This is a genomic window from Salinimonas chungwhensis DSM 16280 (genome assembly GCF_000378185.1).
GTDB lineage: Bacteria > Pseudomonadota > Gammaproteobacteria > Enterobacterales > Alteromonadaceae > Alteromonas > Alteromonas chungwhensis.
Genome location: NZ_KB899382.1, coordinates 19,299 through 35,534, shown reverse-complemented (window position 1 = coordinate 35,534; position 16,236 = coordinate 19,299). Strand labels below are relative to the sequence as shown.

The following is a 16,236-nucleotide window of genomic DNA, read 5'->3' as shown; positions in this document are numbered from 1 at the left end:
ATGTCTTTGTTAGGTAAATTATCTATAGAAGCACTGCCGTATCATGATCCTATTATCATGAGTACGCTTACGGTAGTCGCTATTCTGGGTGTCGTCATTGCCGCCCTGATAACTAAATATAAGAAGTGGGGCGTTCTCTGGAGCGAGTGGATCACTTCTATTGATCATAAACGCCTTGGCGTTATGTATATCATTCTGGCGCTCATCATGCTTATGCGCGGCTTTGCTGATGCCATCATGATGCGCTCCCAACTGGCCCTGGCCACCAACGGTGCTGAAGGTTATCTGCCGCCGGATCATTACGACCAGATTTTCACCGCCCACGGTGTAATCATGATCATCTTCATGGCAATGCCATTTATGGTCGGTCTGATGAATATCGTGTTGCCTTTGCAAATTGGTGCCCGAGATGTGGCCTTTCCATTTTTGAATAACTTAAGTTTCTGGCTGACAGCCGGCGGTGCCGTGCTGATCAATCTGTCATTGGGCTTAGGTGAATTCGCTAAAACCGGTTGGGTGGCTTACCCTCCTCTGTCAGGCCTGACTTACAGTCCGAGCGTGGGAGTCGATTACTACATATGGGCCTTGCAAATATCCGGGCTCGGTACGCTACTGACTGCAGTTAACTTTCTGGTTACTGTAGCGAAGATGCGTGCACCGGGCATGAAACTGATGCAAATGCCGATTTTCACCTGGACATGTACCTGGGCGAATATTTTGATAGCGGCATCCTTCCCAATCCTGACAGCAGTGCTTGCTATGCTGACGCTTGATCGCTACATGGACTTCCACTTCTTCACCAATGAAGCCGGTGGTAACTCTATGATGTATATCAACCTGTTCTGGGCATGGGGACATCCGGAAGTATATATTCTGATTCTACCAGCGTTTGGTATTTTCTCAGAGGTACTGTCAACCTTCACCGGCAAACGCTTGTTTGGTTATAAATCCATGGTTTACGCCAGCGGTGCCATCGCCATTCTTGGCTTTATTGTATGGTTGCATCACTTCTTCACCATGGGCTCCAGCGCTAACGTTAATGCCTTTTTCGGTATCATGACAATGATCATTGCGGTACCCACCGGGGTGAAGTTGTTTAACTGGATATTCACGCTGTATCGCGGTCGTCTGCACATCACAACGCCAGTATTATGGACACTGGGCTTCATGGTGACCTTTACCATTGGCGGTATGACAGGTGTTCTGCTGGCCATTCCAGGCGCGGACTATGTCTTGCACAATAGTCTGTTTTTGATTGCTCACTTCCATAACACCATTATTGGCGGTGCTGTATTCGGTTATCTGGCAGGATTTACTTACTGGTTCCCGAAAGCGATGGGCTTCAAACTGGATGAAAAATGGGGCAAATCTGCCTTCTGGTGTTGGCAAATTGGCTTCCTGCTAGCCTTTATGCCACTTTATGTGCTGGGCTTTTTAGGCATGACGCGTCGTCTTAATTCTACTGATAACCCAGACTGGAATATCTGGCTGTACATCGCAGCTATCGGCGCCGTCGTTATTGCGTTTGGTATTCTGTCCCAGGTTATTCAGCTGGTAGTGAGCTTCATGAAGCGTGATGAATTGAATGATAAAACCGGCGACCCATGGGATGGACACACGCTGGAATGGTCAACTGCTTCTCCGCCGCAGTTTTATAACTTCGCTAAACTTCCGCATGTTAAAGACATTGATACATGGACGGACATGAAAGAAGAAGGTGAAGCGTATAAGCGCTACGAGAGCTATGACCCTATTCATATGCCCAAGAATACATCTGCAGGTGTTACGATCAGCGGCAGTCTGACGGTCTTTTGTTTTGCCATGATATGGCACATCTGGTGGTTAGCCGCTGTAGGACTGGTAGCTGCTATCGGCTTCTACATCAAGCGCTGCTATACCAAGGACGTAGATTACTACGTTCAACCTGACGAGATTAAGAAAATCGAGGATGAACATTTGAAAAATGCGCCAAAAGAGGTAACAGCATGAGTTCAATTCCATCAAGCCTAAACCCGAACAGTGATATCGGAGGTCATGGCGATAGCCATGACCACGAGCATCATGATACTAGCGGAGACACCATTTTTGGTTTCTGGCTATATCTGATGACTGACTGCCTGTTGTTTGCATCGTTTTTTGCAACTTACGCAGTCTTGTTTATGAACACCGCAGGCGGTGTATCTGGTAAGGATATTTTTGAGCTGGATTTCGTGGCGGTAGAAACCGCAGCCTTACTATTAAGTAGTATTACCTTCGGCTTTGCCATGATTGCTGCCCACGGCCAGAAAAAAGCGTTAACGCTGACCTGGTTGGGTATCACCTTTGCATTTGGTGCGACCTTTATCGGTATGGAAATCTATGAATTCCACCACTTGATCGTGAATGGCAATGGACCAGGTGAAAGTGCGTTTCTGTCCGCCTTTTTCGCACTGGTTGGTTTACACGGCGCGCACGTCAGTGCAGGACTTATCTGGATGACAATTATGATCATTGAGATAGTTCGTCGTGGTCTGGGCACACAAACAGTAACCCGGTTAAGCTGCCTGAGCTTATTCTGGCACTTTCTGGATATTGTCTGGATTTGTGTTTTCACCGTTGTCTATCTGATGGGAGCTATGTAATGAGTCAAAGTCATTCTACTACCCCCGGACAGACTGAATCACATTCAGCTGACCACGGGGATGTGAAGTCTTATATAATCGGCTTTGTATTATCGGTTATTCTCACTGTGATTCCTTTTTGGGCAGTGATGGAAGGTGATTTAGCCAAATCAACAACAGTGTGGACAATCGTCGTTGCGGCAATTGTACAGATTTGGGTTCACCTTAAATTTTTCCTACACCTTAACTTTATTACTGAAGACGGACGAGCGAGCACCTTTTCGTTTTTATTCAGTGCACTTGTTATTGTAATGGTGGTAGGACTGTCTGTTTGGATTATTTACGAATCCAACGCCATGATGATGTACTAGCCTTCTTGGGCTGGTGCACTCGCTGTGCAGAAGTATCTGGAGTAACTGAGTAAATGTTCCGACGTTATTTACAAGTGACGAAGCCCGGCATCATCATGGGCAACCTGATTTCTGTCGCCGGAGGCTTTTTGCTAGCCTCTCGGGGCGACGTGAATGGGATGCTAATGATTGCCACGCTTTTAGGTTTGTCGCTGGTAGTGGCATCTGGCTGTGCAATTAACAACTGCATTGACCGTGATATCGATGCAAGAATGCAACGCACCAAGACCCGGGTGACCGTGACTGGCGAGATGTCGGTGAAAGCCGCTTTTGCCCACGGTATCGTGCTGGGTATTGCCGGTTTTGCATTGCTGGCTATCTACACTAATCCTGTAGCAGTATTTTTTGCTGCGCTGGGCTATGTGGTATATGTCGGTATCTACAGCTTGTATATGAAACGGAATTCAGTCTACGGCACCCTGGTTGGTAGCCTCTCCGGAGCGGTGCCACCAGTAGTAGGTTACTGTGCAGTGACAGCGCAATTTGATGCCGGAGCAGCCATTTTGTTGTTGATGTTCAGCCTTTGGCAAATGCCCCACTCCTACGCCATCGCCATTTTTCGTTACAAAGATTACGAGGCGGCGAACATTCCGGTGTTACCCGTGGAAAAGGGCATAGAGCGCGCTAAGCTGCATATCGTATTGTATATTGCGGTGTACGCGCTGGTAACTATGTTGTTACCCCTGGGCGGCTACACTGGTCTTGGCTTCATGGCTGTGGCAGCAACCACCAGCATTTGGTGGCTTGTCATGGCCTTGCGTGGCTATCGCAGCGATGTTGATGATAACGGCTGGGCCAGACGAGTTTTCGGCTTTTCCATCCTCAATATCACAATGTTAAGTGTTGCAATGGCCGTGGATTATCACACGGTCGCTCCCCGGCTATTCGTATTTAGTTAAGTTTAAGATGGCTCCTGCACGGAGCCATTTTTTTTACTCTTCCAGCACATCAAATTTGCGAATCTCAGTGTTTTCAACGATATCCTCCGCCTGTGCGGTGAAACGATTGAAGTGCCCTGCGTTAAAATGGGCTTCCAATGAATCTTCATTATCCCACAACTCACTCAAAATAAGCTCGGATTGCTTGCCCACTTTACGCTGTAACAGGTCGTAACGCTGACACCCCTCTTCCTGTCTGGAATGAAACTGCAATGTTTTAAGCGCACTGACAAGATGCTCTTCGTTTTCCTCAGTGCAATGCAATGTAGCAATAACAGCAATCATAATTTTCTCCCGGATAGAATTATCTTCATCATACTGTTTACTACGCTGACAACAGGTTTACGATTTGTTTCCTCGCCATCTGCCTGTTCAGGGGTAACATTACTGTGTTTATCCAGTCAAATTAGTCGCAATCAGTGGGCGATAAGAAAACGTTCGCTAGTTTGCCAGATATCCTCAAACGAGAAGTCAGGGCGAGCAGACAGTCTATAAATTAAACCCGCTGAGACGTCGTGTTACGATTAAGTAAACAAAGTTGATTTAATCGGATAACTTTTACATACTTACTGCTCAGACTTTAATATTCATTGTTCTTTGCTCATTGTATCTGACGCGAACAATACGAATACATGCACAATAATTCCCATGCCAGAGGTGATCATGCAGGTTTTATGCTTAGGAGAAGTGTTGGTTGATATGCTCGGCCAGCAGACTTCCGCGCCCGAAAAAAATTCTAAAAAGATCTTTGAGCCTTTTGCTGGCGGAGCGCCTGCAAACGTTGCTGTGGCTGTTGCAAAACTTGGTGGCAGAAGTGCGCTGGTCTCTAAGGTCGGTAAGGACAGCTTTGGAAAAATGCTGCTAAACACGCTCACAGACTTTGGCGTAGATACACACTTTATAAAGTCAGATAATGGTAAAACTGCACTGGCGTTTGTGGATTTGGACGAGCATGGTGAGCGAACCTTTGATTTTTACGTGGAAAATGCCGCACATAAAAATATCACTGAGGATGACGTTCGCCACTTGCCGCTCAATGACAATACCATTGTGCATCTGTGCTCTGGTTCTTTTTCCACAGACAGTTTAACGCAAAGCACGCAATTGCTAATTCAAAACGCAACCAGTGATAAAGCATTACTGTGTATGGATATCAATTTTCGGCCGGGCTTTTGGTCTGAACCGGGCTGCGCACCGGCTGCTATTGACGCCGCTGCCCGCTCAATGCACGTAATTAAAGCCAGCCAGGAAGAGTTGGACGAACTGTTTGACGACCCTTGCGACATTATCAAGACATGGCTGGAGTCAGGCGTTCAACTGGTACTTATCAGTAATGGGGCAATGCCAGTGCACTATTACACCCCGACGCTGGCAGGCGAATTTGACGTACCGGCCACTCAGGTGAGTGATACTACCGCGGCAGGCGATGCATTTATTGGTGGTGTTCTTTACCAACTGGCCAGACAATTAAAAACGTCAGATGGGCTAAATAGATTTTTATCAGATGAGCAGAATGTTTTAACCCTACTGGATTTTGCCACCCGCTGCGGTGCCATAACCGTATCTCGTTTTGGTGCCTTTGATGCCTTGCCTGATCAAGAGGATATGTTTGCCTCAAGCTAGGGGGTATTGCCCTCATATGGGCTAACGCCACCGCTTATTGCTTTGCAATGCTGCATTGCCGTTGACAAACAGCCCACGCGCGCCGCTCTGATGCAGCTTAGTTGAGCCCGTCCAGGATCAAAAAAGCCGGCTTCCTGAAGCCGGCTTGTTGCACGTCTTTGAGTTTACATTGCGTAGCTAATGGTCACGTACCCGAAGCGACCAATGTTATCATAAGCTGCATCGCCAGCCCCTGTGCCGGTAGTACCTAAGGGTAGCTCACGGTTAAACAGGTTATCGATGCCAACTGAGGCACTAATACCGTTCTTGAAATTGTACCCTACTGTTACATCCGTAATAGCGTACGAACCATATGTCATCCGACTGCTGGGGTTTGGGTTAAGTGCAAGTTCCCGGTTATCATAAAGACTCACTTCATCGATAAATCGCGTTTTCCAGCTTCCTTCCCAGTCGCCGCGATCGTAATTCAGACTAAAGGTGCCCTGCCAGGTAGCTTCACCGGCTGTACCCGCATACTGGTAAAAATCAGCAGGGTCATCCTGGAACGGAAACTCCTTGCGCTCATCCAGATAGGTGGCGATGAGATTAGAGCGAAATGCCCCGCCTAGTGCATCGAAGTCATAGCCAAACTCAAAATCTACACCTTCGGCTTCCTGACCAGCGAGGTTCAGGGCATAACTTCTGATAAGCGTAACTTCGCCCACGTTGTTACGAGTGACCAGATTACAGTACTCATTATCAACGCCATTAAGTGAGTCAACGCAACGGTCCAGAATGGTCTGGGCGCCAACCGATGAAATAGCATCAGTTAGTTCAATCTTCCAGTAATCCACTGTGGCCGTGAATCCTTCAAACCAACCAGGTGTATAAACTATACCAACTGTCTCAGACGTTGATTGCTCAGCATCCAGCTCTGCATTACCACCAATCTCACCTTCCAGAGTTTGCGAGTCATAGTTGGAGTCAAATCCTGCCGGAATACCCAGCGCTGCACAGTTAGTGCGTCGCTGTTCACTGTCTTCCAAATCTGCCAGATTGTCCTCGCGACATGGGTCATCGACAGTAAAGAAGGTTTGACTCGCTTCACCAAACAGTTCGCCGATATTGGGCGCTCGCAGGGCTGACGAACGGGTGGCGCGCATACGCAGGTCATCGAAAATTTCCCAGTCCAAACCGAGTTTCCAGCTGGTTGCATTACCAATGGAGGTATAGTCGGCGATACGAATTGCACCGTCCACTGTCATCATGTTGATGCCGGGTAAATCTGCCAGAACCGGTACAGTTACCTCAGTGAAAACCTCAGAAACTTCATAGTAGCCCCGATCTTCACCGAGTGCGTTGAAGAAGGTCCCGGCCGCATTGTCAGGTTCGTTAATCTGACTTTCTTCTTTGCGGTATTCAACACCCGCAGCAAAGCCGACATAGCCGGCGGGTAATTCATAGATACCAGAATTGGAAACCGAACCACCTATATTGTACTGCTCTATTTTGCTAGTACCTACAGAGGTTGTGTTTATGTAGTCTCGAGCGGCGTCGCTGGGCGCGCCAAAGCCCATAATATTTACCGGTACACATCCTGCTGCCCGCGCATCTTCATCCGCACAAACAATTTCACCGTCGACTTTTATGGCATCGCGGGCATTTTTATAATTGGCTAAGATCATGTTGTTGCTATTTACGCGCTCAAGTTCGGTTTTACCGTAGTTAATAAACGCTTCGTATTCCCAATAATCGTTGAGCATGCCCTCAACGCCCAATACAATGCGTGTGGTTTCACGCTCATCGTTTTCCGTACGACGACCTAAGTCGGTCATCATACGATTAACCTCTATGCTATCCAGTCCCTGCTCATCCATGTATTGGGCAACAGAGGGGCTCAGGTATCCATTATTACGGTTGATAGTATGCGTAGAGTCCCGAAAGAAAAATGCGGGCTGGCCCAGGCTCTCCGCGCGGGTACGGGCATACTTTGCCTGCGCATAAATCCGGGTATCGTCGTTTAAGTCATAATTACCTTTGACGTTGAAATTTGTGCGGTCAAAAGCTGGCTGCAGATCGGTAAACTGACGCAGATTGAAAAAGTCACAGGGGCCCGCACAGGAGAGCTCATCGACACTGTCACCTAAATACACATTTTCCAGAGATCCATCACTGTTAAATGTTTTGTCATAGCCAGCACCAAAAACACCTTTGTTGTTCAACGCATAGTAACCAGCATTCGGTGTATAAATATTATCAGGGTAAGCGAGCGAATTTTCTTGTTCAGGTGTTCGTTCCACACCGAAAATGCTCTGATAACTCATATTTCGGTATGGCGTCGCCGTCCACGGGTTATCTAGTGCATTTAAGCGATTTTGACTGCTGTATTCTGCAGCGAACGCGATATTTCCGCGATCATCATCAAAATTAAAGCCATATGACGCCTGATACTTTTCATTTTTATAATTGTTATCGTTGGCGTAACCGCGCGTAGCACTTATATCAAAACCTTCAATGTTTTTCTTTAACACAAAATTGACCACACCCGTTACCGCATCAGCCCCGTAAACCGCTGAGGCACCACCAGTAATGATTTCTACACGCTCAATCCAGGTTGTAGGTATCGTATTGGTATCAACGGACGCAGTGCCGGCTGAACTAGATACGTGACGCTTGCCATCCACCAAAACTAGCGTGCGGTCAGTGCCCATTCCGCGCAGGTCCAGTATATTGAGTCCGGCAGTCCCAATATACTGGCCAGAGTTTGCCAAAGAGTAAGTATTCGCCAGCGCTGGCAGCTCGTTAAGAACTTCACCGATATTCATTGCACCGGTATTTAATAGCGATTCGCCGCTTAATACCGTAACGGGAGAAGGAGCAATTGCGCCCTGACGAGAGATACGCGAGCCAGTGACCTGAATTTTTTCCACTGCAGCATCCTGCAATGAATCTTGATTTTCCTGTGCGCTGACAGAACCGGTGCTGAGTGCCACACTTCCTGCAAGTGCCATCTGGACAGCATAAGCTAATTTTTTCATCTTCAAATCCTAAAAGTTATTTTATTTAGCCTGTTCGTAAATTGTGCAGACCTTATTTAATTTATTTTTATAGTATTGATTGGTTCTTGAATATTTTAATAACTCATCGATATAAAACTCAATTATTTGTATAAAATTTATTAATTTGTTTTTTTGACGCCTAATTTCAATTGCTTATAAAAGTTAAGAAAAAACTAAAATGATTAAACTTTAAACTTTTAAGATTTGTATTATTAAAATTAAGAGATTACGAGGAGGATATTAACTCACTATTAGTTAATTTTTTCTATAAAGCGCTGCTGCAGAGCCTGTTTAAATTAATCTGCCGCGATATAGGCGTAGAGCCATGAGATAGCTGACGACATAGCAACTTAAGTTATAGCTATTAGAATTTATTACATTATTAATATGAAATAAATTCAGTAAAATTAATGTTAATGGGAATGTAATACACGAAATATAATACTTAATGGTTAGTATTTATCACTTTTTAAGCAAGTTTTGATTATTATTAAATCAACTATACTCGGCACAGTATTTGATGGTATTTGGCAGGAATACATTGAATAAAACTTATCATTTTGCAAAAGCATTCAATCATCATTTATTTGAGGTTTTTGTTTTTTGATGGGTAAATTCTTAACTTTGATTGTGAAATGAGGATTTAGTGATGAAAAAGTCAACACAACTTTCAATGACGTTATCAGCCGTATTATTTGCTACCGGCTTAAGTGCGAGCCAGGCGATGGCACAGGTGACGGATAATACCCTGCAGGCCCATCAGGGCGTGTACGTTGGCGGCAACTATGGTTATCTTAAAGTCGATGGTGAGGATGATTTTGATGATGACAATGATGTATGGCAAGGACTGATTGGCTATCGTTTTAATCGTTATATTGCTGTTGAAGGCAGTTATGTTGATTTCGGTGACTACGGTTCGTCAATGGCCAATGCGGATACAGACGGCTACACCGCGGCAATTAAGGGAATGCTTCCAGTTAGTGAAAACATTGCCCTATTTGTAAAAGGCGGTCAGTTATGGTGGGAAAGTGATTATGCTGTAGGTGAATTTGGCGGCAGCTTTGATGACGAAAGCCTGTTTATCGGAGCAGGCGTAAACTATGCCATAACCCGTAACCTGAGCATAAATGCTGAATACACAATCTATGATACGGAATTGGACACTGATGAGCTAAGTGAAAACTTCAGCGATACCGATTTTGAAACAGATCTGAAGCAAGCCAGCCTGGGTATCGAATATCGTTTCTAAGATCGGCTACCTGGCACTATTATCAGAGAATGGCCCGATGCAGGGCCTTTCTTTGATTCATCAGACCGTTAAGGCTTCTTTTGATACATTATCGAACCACTGGCGCAAATTAGCGATAGCCGCCTGAGTTTTCGCCGCTATGCTATCGCGCTGTGGCGTAACAGCATAAACATCATAACTTCCCATTTGCCATTCTGGCAGCAAATTAATCAACCTGCCTCTTTTCAAATGCTCACGGACTTCCGGCTCTGGTAATAGCCCGTAACCAAATCCGTCTAGGGTAAGCTGAATAACTGCCTGCATATTGTTAACCCGAACTCGCGGTGGCTCCAGTTCAAACGACTGACCGGACGCTGCATGCGATAACTCATTATATCGTCGGCTGACGCTGGTATGTCCTACGTAGGTAAAATCACGCAACTGATCCGGATGATTTATAACGGCGCCAGCCAACACATGTTTATGACTGACACACATCACCAAGTTCCATCTTGCCAGGTGCCGGGCAATGAGATTAGAGGATGTCAAAGGACCAATACAAATCGCAAGATCAGTTCCAGAGGCAATTACATCTACAGGATCGTCGGTAAGGGTCAGATCGATATTGATTTCGCCAAACTCTTCGATTAGCTGCTTGATAGGATGACTCAGCAACCCCCCCCCAAAGCCAATCGGCGCGATTAGCTTTAGCTGACCACTCGGCGTGTGCTGTAAACGTTCAAGCTGGCGTTGCGCTTCTTCAGCTGTAGCCAGCAGTTGCTTAGCAGAGCTGTAATAAATTTGCCCGGCTTCAGTAAGTGTCTGTTTTCGCGTACTACGATTGAATAAAGACAGACCGGCATCCTGCTCAAGTTTAGAGATCTGCTGCGATACGGCAGACGCAGTCATATTAAGTTGCAGTGCAGCCTGACTCATACTTCCGGTTTCCACCGTTTTAGCCAGCACACGCAGCGCTTTTGTCAATTTATTGTTCATGTTTAAGCATTCCTTACTGAACCTTTAAGCATTTAAACGTTGCTCTCATACAGGCTCTAACCTTACCATCAATGCGAATAGATATCATTTACATTTCAGAGGGCTTGAGCCATTTTATGACGGCATTTTTTTCAATAGCTTTTACGCTGCCAATAAAGTTGCATAGTAATACCGACTGTTTTATCCAGCCTGGGAGCATATTCGATGGGACGTAACAGAAAGAGGAAAAGCTTATGGGGGGATATCCGATCATGGCACTGGATAAGCTCTGCAATATGCTTAGCGGGACTGCTTATGTTTGCGGTGACAGGAATAACCCTTAATCATGCCGACTTCGTCGAATCTAAAGCCTCTGTTCAGAGTGTGGAGAAAACATTACCAGCACCGTTGCTTAAAACGGTAAACCGATCGAGAAACAGTAAAACGTTGCCACTGAGCTTTGAAAAATGGATGGATGCCCATACCGGGTTGGATCTCAATAATTTTGAGCTCCAATGGAGTGAATATGAGCTTTACGGCAAATACGCCCAGCCAGCTACGCAGCGTTGGTTCAGTCTGGATCTTGAAACCGGAACAATGTATCAGGAATCAGTCTCCGGTGGCTGGATTGCTTTTTTTAACGATTTACACAAGGGCCGCAACACTGGCTTTTGGTGGCAAATGTTTTTAGATCTGTTCTCAGTGGCTACGTTAATTTTTGCTGCTACTGGGTTATGGCTACTTAAGCGTTACGCAAAAGGCCGTCAGTCCACCTGGCCACTCGTGTTCGCTGGTATAGGTCTGCCGGCCCTGATGTTGTTTATCAGCACCACTGCCAGTGCAGCAGAATCTGAGCTAACGGTTCAGATCCAGCGTCAAGATGTGGCGGAATATCACAATCCTTACCTGGCTATTTGGCTTGCTGATACACGTCATCAAAAACTTATGAATATCAAGGTGCTGTACGATGGTCGGATGGCCAACAGTAAAGGGGAAAAGTGGCTTAAGGATTTACGCCTTTGGTGGCGCAGAGCTGGCCGTTTCGCCACCTTACCCATCGATGGCGTTAGCGGAGCCACACGCCCTCCGGGTTCTTTCACTGTCAATTTGTCACCCTATATGAACCAGCTTACACGCTTCCCAGCTGGCGATTATTTCATATTCGTGGAAGCTGCCAGAGAGCTGGGGGGCCGGGAACTGGTAAAAATTCCCCTGCAACTCCCTTTCTCATCACCTGTTCAGTTAACTCGCAGCGGCCGCCAGGAACTTGGTACAATCACACTTAAAACGGAGCCTTAACATTTTGAACTTAATATCAAAAAAACAGCGTTTGCTTGCCCTTGCCGGTACTCTGGCGCTATTAAGCACCAACGCTTCAGCTCACCGGGTTTGGGTTAAACCTAATACCACAGTCGTATCAGGCGATGAAGCCTGGGTAACTTTCGATGCGGCCATCGCTAACGATATTTTCAATCCTGATCACTATGCCTACCCCCTTGAGCAGCTAACTGCTATCGCCCCGGGAGGCGATGAAATCTCCGTGCAAAATGCTGCAAAGCTGAAATACCGAAGTGTGTTCGACTTACATATGCAGCAAGAAGGAACATACCGGGTGGTTAATAGCAGTCGCTCACTTATGGCATCATGGGAAGATGAAAACGGTGACCGGGTAAGGTGGCCTGAACGAGGAAAAACGGGGACCAAAGAAGCGCTGATGGCGGCGGTGCCTATGGATGCTAAAGGGTTAAATGTCGTTGATTACTCTCGCAGGTTAGAAACGTTTGTTACTCTGGGCGCGCCCAGTGACATCTCTGAAAGTGATGATGCAACTGGCCTGACAATGTCGTTTCTCGGCCACCCCAACGATTTGTATACCGCTGAACCCAATGAGCTAACATTCACCTTTGATGGCCAGCCCGCAAAGGGCACATCAGTTACCCTGGTAAGGGAAAACGCTCGTTATCGTGATACCAACACTGCTGAGACTTACACCGCGGATAAATCAGGAAAAGTTGAAATCACTTTCGATAAACCGGGAATGTATTGGCTCGAAGCCACTTATGAAGATAAGAATGCTCAGCCCCCTGCCAGTGAGCGACGTGGTAATTATGTCGTAGTGCTTGAAGTATTACCTCTTTAGAACGAAAAATCTGTGCAGTTTCGGTGCCGTCTGCACAGATACCGATTCCAATGATCAGGTGCCTGAGTAAATTGTACAAAGCACCTGTACACTTTGACTTATCTCTATATATTGATTGTCTCCCACTCTCCTGAGAACACAAAAAAACACTTACTAAACAATAATTTGAAAAAATATAGCACTTTTTTATTAATGGAGCGATTTTTGCAGTATACGTTATTATTTTATTTAAGCGTCGTATAAAGTCAGGAGGCGTCATGTCGACAACCGCGTCGATTTTCAAACAGGGAGAGAACTGTTGGGTAAGCAGTAAAGCGAGCCACGCGACCCCGCTGATTGACTGTGCCAATTACTACAGAGCATTGCACTCGTCGATTGTAAAGGCTAAACATTCTATCTTTATCGTCGGGTGGGATATTGACAGCCGGATTCGCCTGATTCGTGGGGAAGAAGAAGCGAATTCAGAAGCACCTTCAGTTATCAGTGATTTACTTGCCTGGAAAGCAGAGCAGAATCCCGATTTGAGGGTGTACCTGTTACGGTGGGACTCTTCATTAGCATTTTTTGCTCAGCGGGAAATGTGGGCGAAAGAAGTCTGGGATGAAAATACGCCAGACAATGTCGAGACAGTATTAGACGATACAATCCCAATGGGCGGCAGCCAGCATCAGAAAATTGTTATTATCGATGACGAGGTGGTGTTTTCCGGTGGTATGGATGTTTCAACTAACCGTTGGGATACCCGCGATCACCCGGTTGTTTCCGAAGAGCGGGATGGCCCTGATGGCGAGTATGGTCCCCTGCACGATGTGCAGGCAGTTTACAGCGGCCCACTGGTAAAAGAGTTTTCTGAACTGGTGAGGTGGCGTTGGCTACGTGTGGCAGAATCCAACCCCATCGATTTTCGTGAAGATGCCCGAGTTGGCCTTAGCGATGGTATCCCTGATGCATGGCCTGACCATTATGATCCGTGGTTTGAAAATGTAGATTGTGCTCTGGCTCGCACTATTCCGTTTATGGATGAAGTTGAGCCCGTGCAGGAAGTCAGAAACATGCTGCTGGACCTAATCAATCAGGCAGAGCGTGTGATTTACATTGAAAACCAGTTTACCAGCCGTCAGGAAATTGCCGAGGCGCTCAATAAACGTCTAAAAACGTGCCCTGAACTTAACGTGGTAGTGGTCAGCTCCTACGAACCAAAAGGTCGTTTTGAGTGTGAGGCATTCTGGGCAAGCCGTATTGAATTTAAAAACATTCTGTTTAAAGACATAGACCCGAACCGCGTAATTATGACCTATTCGTCGATTACAGATGAAAAGGGTCGTGCTGCTTATAAACGTATCCATTCTAAAGTGATGACAATTGATGAAAAATATCTGGTCATTGGTTCATCAAATCTGAGTAACCGCTCAATGACGCTGGATACTGAGATAGATACAGTTTATTTTGGCAATGACGAACATAACTCGCAGCAGATTGCCCGGGTGCGTGATGACCTGCTGGCTGAGCACAGCGGGCGCGAAGTGGCCGCCACAGCGCAACTTATGAAAGGTGACAATCCTGCCAGAGCCTTGATGGAAGGACAGCTGGCGCATGGTTATGTGCTTACGCAGGTCAATGATGAAATATTTACCGAGCCCTCTTCGGACAACCTTTTTAGAAGCTTATCGGATCCTGAAGAACCACTTATTGCGATGCCGACTATGGACGGTACGTCAATGCCCGTCAAAAACCCGCGCCGTCGGACAATTATGGTTGGGTTGGGTGTACTGATTATCGCCATTTTAGGTGGGTTAATGTTTTGGGCCAGTCAGTCAATTTCCTGGTTAAGTGCTGATAGTATAAATGCATTTCTTGAGGAAAGCCGGGGTACCTATTTTGCCCTGCCAACTGTGTTGCTGGTTTATCTTGTAGGCGGCATACTCTTTTTCCCGGTCACTGTGCTTTCCATTGCAGTGGCGGCCGTATTCGGGCCAATCTGGGGGCCTGTTTACGGTATCCTCGGCGCTTTGTTAAGCTCTGCGACCATGTTTGGTGTTGGTAAATTGCTGGGTAATGCTGGTTTAAAGAAAATTGGTGGCCCTAAAGTTGAAGCTGTCGATCAGAAATTAAAAAGCAGTGGCATTGTCGGTGTCGCAGCTATCCGTATGCTTCCTATCGCGCCATTCAGTTTGGTTAATCTGGTTGCTGGTATATCTTCAATCGGGTTATTTCAGTTTTTGATGGGCACTTTTTTGGGCATGTTCCCTCCAATGATTGCAAAAGGTCTTGTGGGTGACTCCATAACTCAGATATTCCGTAACCCATCACCTGAAACTATTTCCTATCTTGCTGGCGGCATTATTTTGTGGGGTATGATGATATGGGGCTCACAAAAATTTGCTCGCTGGTATCAGGAACGCAAACAGAAAAATAAAGCGAAGGCGGAAGAATGTGTCGCATAATCAGTTACAACATTCATAGTGGGGTAGGCAGAGACAAAAAGCATGATTATCGTCGAATAGGCAATTATCTCGCACAGCGCGATGCTGATATCGTGCTGTTGCAGGAAATGGACACGCGACCAGCTGAACGAAGTGTTACTCAGGATATCCATGATATTTGTGCAGCAAACGTTTATCACCTGGTCCCGTCCCCGGCACTTAGCGAGGACAATGGATGGTACGGAAACGCTGTGCTTACCCGGTTTCCAGTGATAAGTAATGAGACACTGGATGTAAGTCAGGATGGTTTTCAGCCCCGGAACATCCAGGCTGTTGTTATCGATACACCGGATGGGCCGTTGACGGTGGTTAATACACACAAGGGATTGAAAAAGCACGAACGGCGCTCACAGTTTGCGCTCCTTCATGAATATATTGCTGCTCGTCTGCAAAGCCACCCCACCCCTCTTATTCTGGGCGGAGATTTCAATGAGTGGCAGTTTTTCACATCTGCTTTTAAACAACTGAATAAGACCCTGAACCATCATACAGTTGGTGCTACCTTTCCCAGTCAGTTTCCTCTGTTTTCTCTAGACAGAATATGGACAACTGATGATATTCGGGTAAAGCGGATCAAAAAACTCAAGAATACTAATACTCGTATTTTATCTGATCACTTGCCTGTCCAGGTAGATATAGAACTCCCCGAAAAAAAGAAGATGCCGACATTTTTTGAAGAGAGGAACCGCGCCTCCGCATAAGCGGTTCCGCCTTCTGCAGCCATCTTCACACCTGTCAATTTTTTGACAACTTTTCTATATATATCTGATAGTTATAGAATTTTAAAAGTGTCAAAAAAAC

Annotated in this window: 13 protein-coding genes; 10 read left to right on the top strand and 3 right to left on the bottom strand. The window is 46.1% G+C overall.

All coding sequences use genetic code 11. The features are described from left to right. The 4 genes from cyoB to cyoE are packed head-to-tail and all read left to right on the top strand — an operon-like array spanning position 1 to position 3,909. Positions 1 to 1,989, top strand: a complete 1,989-nt coding sequence (gene cyoB, locus F458_RS0111610) for a cytochrome o ubiquinol oxidase subunit I (protein ID WP_018983599.1) — start codon at positions 1 to 3, stop codon at positions 1,987 to 1,989. Next, entirely contained in the window at positions 1,986 to 2,621 is a 636-nt protein-coding gene (cyoC, locus tag F458_RS0111605) for a cytochrome o ubiquinol oxidase subunit III (protein WP_018983598.1), read from the top strand. Before cyoB ends, cyoC begins: the two co-directional genes overlap by 4 nt. Beyond that, positions 2,621 to 2,971 carry a cytochrome o ubiquinol oxidase subunit IV gene (cyoD, locus tag F458_RS0111600; RefSeq protein WP_018983597.1) on the top strand — a complete coding sequence of 117 codons (351 nt, stop codon included), beginning with the start codon at positions 2,621 to 2,623 and terminating at the stop codon, positions 2,969 to 2,971. The genes cyoC and cyoD overlap by 1 nt, the downstream gene beginning before the upstream one ends. Before the next feature lie 53 nt (positions 2,972 to 3,024). After that, a complete protein-coding gene (gene cyoE, locus F458_RS0111595) occupies positions 3,025 to 3,909 on the top strand; it encodes a heme o synthase (RefSeq protein ID WP_026294646.1) in 885 nt (294 codons plus the stop codon). Between the two features lie 33 nt (positions 3,910 to 3,942). On the opposite strand, the gene F458_RS19440 is transcribed toward cyoE, so the two are convergent. Then, positions 3,943 to 4,233: a putative quinol monooxygenase gene (locus F458_RS19440; RefSeq protein ID WP_018983595.1), complete on the bottom strand. Its 291-nt coding sequence runs from the start codon at positions 4,231 to 4,233 to the stop codon at positions 3,943 to 3,945. 378 nt (positions 4,234 to 4,611) lie between these two features. Between F458_RS19440 and F458_RS0111585 the strand changes: the two genes are divergently transcribed. Beyond that, positions 4,612 to 5,571, top strand: coding sequence for a carbohydrate kinase family protein (locus F458_RS0111585; protein ID WP_018983594.1), 960 nt, complete (start codon positions 4,612 to 4,614; stop codon positions 5,569 to 5,571). Between the two features lie 164 nt (positions 5,572 to 5,735). On the opposite strand, the gene F458_RS0111580 is transcribed toward F458_RS0111585, so the two are convergent. Then, a complete protein-coding gene (locus F458_RS0111580) occupies positions 5,736 to 8,588 on the bottom strand; it encodes a TonB-dependent receptor plug domain-containing protein (RefSeq protein ID WP_018983593.1) in 2,853 nt (950 codons plus the stop codon). A 670-nt stretch (positions 8,589 to 9,258) separates the two neighbouring features. On the opposite strand from F458_RS0111580, the gene F458_RS0111575 reads away from it, so the two are divergent. Continuing rightward, the gene (locus tag F458_RS0111575; protein ID WP_018983592.1) at positions 9,259 to 9,858 is read left to right on the top strand and encodes a porin family protein; all 600 of its coding nucleotides are present in this window, start codon (positions 9,259 to 9,261) and stop codon (positions 9,856 to 9,858) included. 60 nt (positions 9,859 to 9,918) lie between these two features. On the opposite strand, the gene F458_RS0111570 is transcribed toward F458_RS0111575, so the two are convergent. Continuing rightward, positions 9,919 to 10,833 (bottom strand): LysR family transcriptional regulator, encoded by a 915-nt coding sequence (locus F458_RS0111570; protein ID WP_018983591.1) that lies wholly within the window; start codon positions 10,831 to 10,833, stop codon positions 9,919 to 9,921. Between the two features lie 204 nt (positions 10,834 to 11,037). On the opposite strand from F458_RS0111570, the gene F458_RS0111565 reads away from it, so the two are divergent. The 4 genes from F458_RS0111565 to F458_RS0111550 all read left to right on the top strand — a co-directional run bounded on the left by F458_RS0111565 (position 11,038) and on the right by F458_RS0111550 (position 16,136). Beyond that, the gene (locus tag F458_RS0111565) at positions 11,038 to 12,111 is read left to right on the top strand and encodes a PepSY-associated TM helix domain-containing protein (protein ID WP_026294645.1); all 1,074 of its coding nucleotides are present in this window, start codon (positions 11,038 to 11,040) and stop codon (positions 12,109 to 12,111) included. 4 nt (positions 12,112 to 12,115) lie between these two features. Next, positions 12,116 to 12,952, top strand: coding sequence for a DUF4198 domain-containing protein (locus F458_RS0111560; protein ID WP_018983589.1), 837 nt, complete (start codon positions 12,116 to 12,118; stop codon positions 12,950 to 12,952). A 257-nt stretch (positions 12,953 to 13,209) separates the two neighbouring features. Then, a complete protein-coding gene (locus F458_RS0111555) occupies positions 13,210 to 15,396 on the top strand; it encodes a VTT domain-containing protein (protein ID WP_018983588.1) in 2,187 nt (728 codons plus the stop codon). After that, positions 15,384 to 16,136 (top strand): endonuclease/exonuclease/phosphatase family protein, encoded by a 753-nt coding sequence (locus tag F458_RS0111550; RefSeq protein WP_018983587.1) that lies wholly within the window; start codon positions 15,384 to 15,386, stop codon positions 16,134 to 16,136. The genes F458_RS0111555 and F458_RS0111550 overlap by 13 nt, the downstream gene beginning before the upstream one ends. Positions 16,137 to 16,236 lie beyond the last annotated feature (100 nt).

Excerpts from the sequence above, each read along its gene's own strand:
- cyoB (WP_018983599.1), top strand. The coding sequence starts at position 1 with ATGTCTTTGTTAGGTAAATTATCTATAGAAGCACTGCCGTATCATGAT.
- cyoC (WP_018983598.1), top strand. The coding sequence starts at position 1,986 with ATGAGTTCAATTCCATCAAGCCTAAACCCGAACAGTGATATCGGAGGT.
- cyoD (WP_018983597.1), top strand. The coding sequence starts at position 2,621 with ATGAGTCAAAGTCATTCTACTACCCCCGGACAGACTGAATCACATTCA.
- cyoE (WP_026294646.1), top strand. The coding sequence starts at position 3,025 with ATGTTCCGACGTTATTTACAAGTGACGAAGCCCGGCATCATCATGGGC.
- F458_RS19440 (WP_018983595.1), bottom strand. The coding sequence starts at position 4,233 with ATGATTGCTGTTATTGCTACATTGCATTGCACTGAGGAAAACGAAGAG.
- F458_RS0111585 (WP_018983594.1), top strand. The coding sequence starts at position 4,612 with ATGCAGGTTTTATGCTTAGGAGAAGTGTTGGTTGATATGCTCGGCCAG.
- F458_RS0111580 (WP_018983593.1), bottom strand. The coding sequence starts at position 8,588 with ATGAAAAAATTAGCTTATGCTGTCCAGATGGCACTTGCAGGAAGTGTG.
- F458_RS0111575 (WP_018983592.1), top strand. The coding sequence starts at position 9,259 with ATGAAAAAGTCAACACAACTTTCAATGACGTTATCAGCCGTATTATTT.
- F458_RS0111570 (WP_018983591.1), bottom strand. The coding sequence starts at position 10,833 with ATGAACAATAAATTGACAAAAGCGCTGCGTGTGCTGGCTAAAACGGTG.
- F458_RS0111565 (WP_026294645.1), top strand. The coding sequence starts at position 11,038 with ATGGGACGTAACAGAAAGAGGAAAAGCTTATGGGGGGATATCCGATCA.
- F458_RS0111555 (WP_018983588.1), top strand. The coding sequence starts at position 13,210 with ATGTCGACAACCGCGTCGATTTTCAAACAGGGAGAGAACTGTTGGGTA.
- F458_RS0111550 (WP_018983587.1), top strand. The coding sequence starts at position 15,384 with ATGTGTCGCATAATCAGTTACAACATTCATAGTGGGGTAGGCAGAGAC.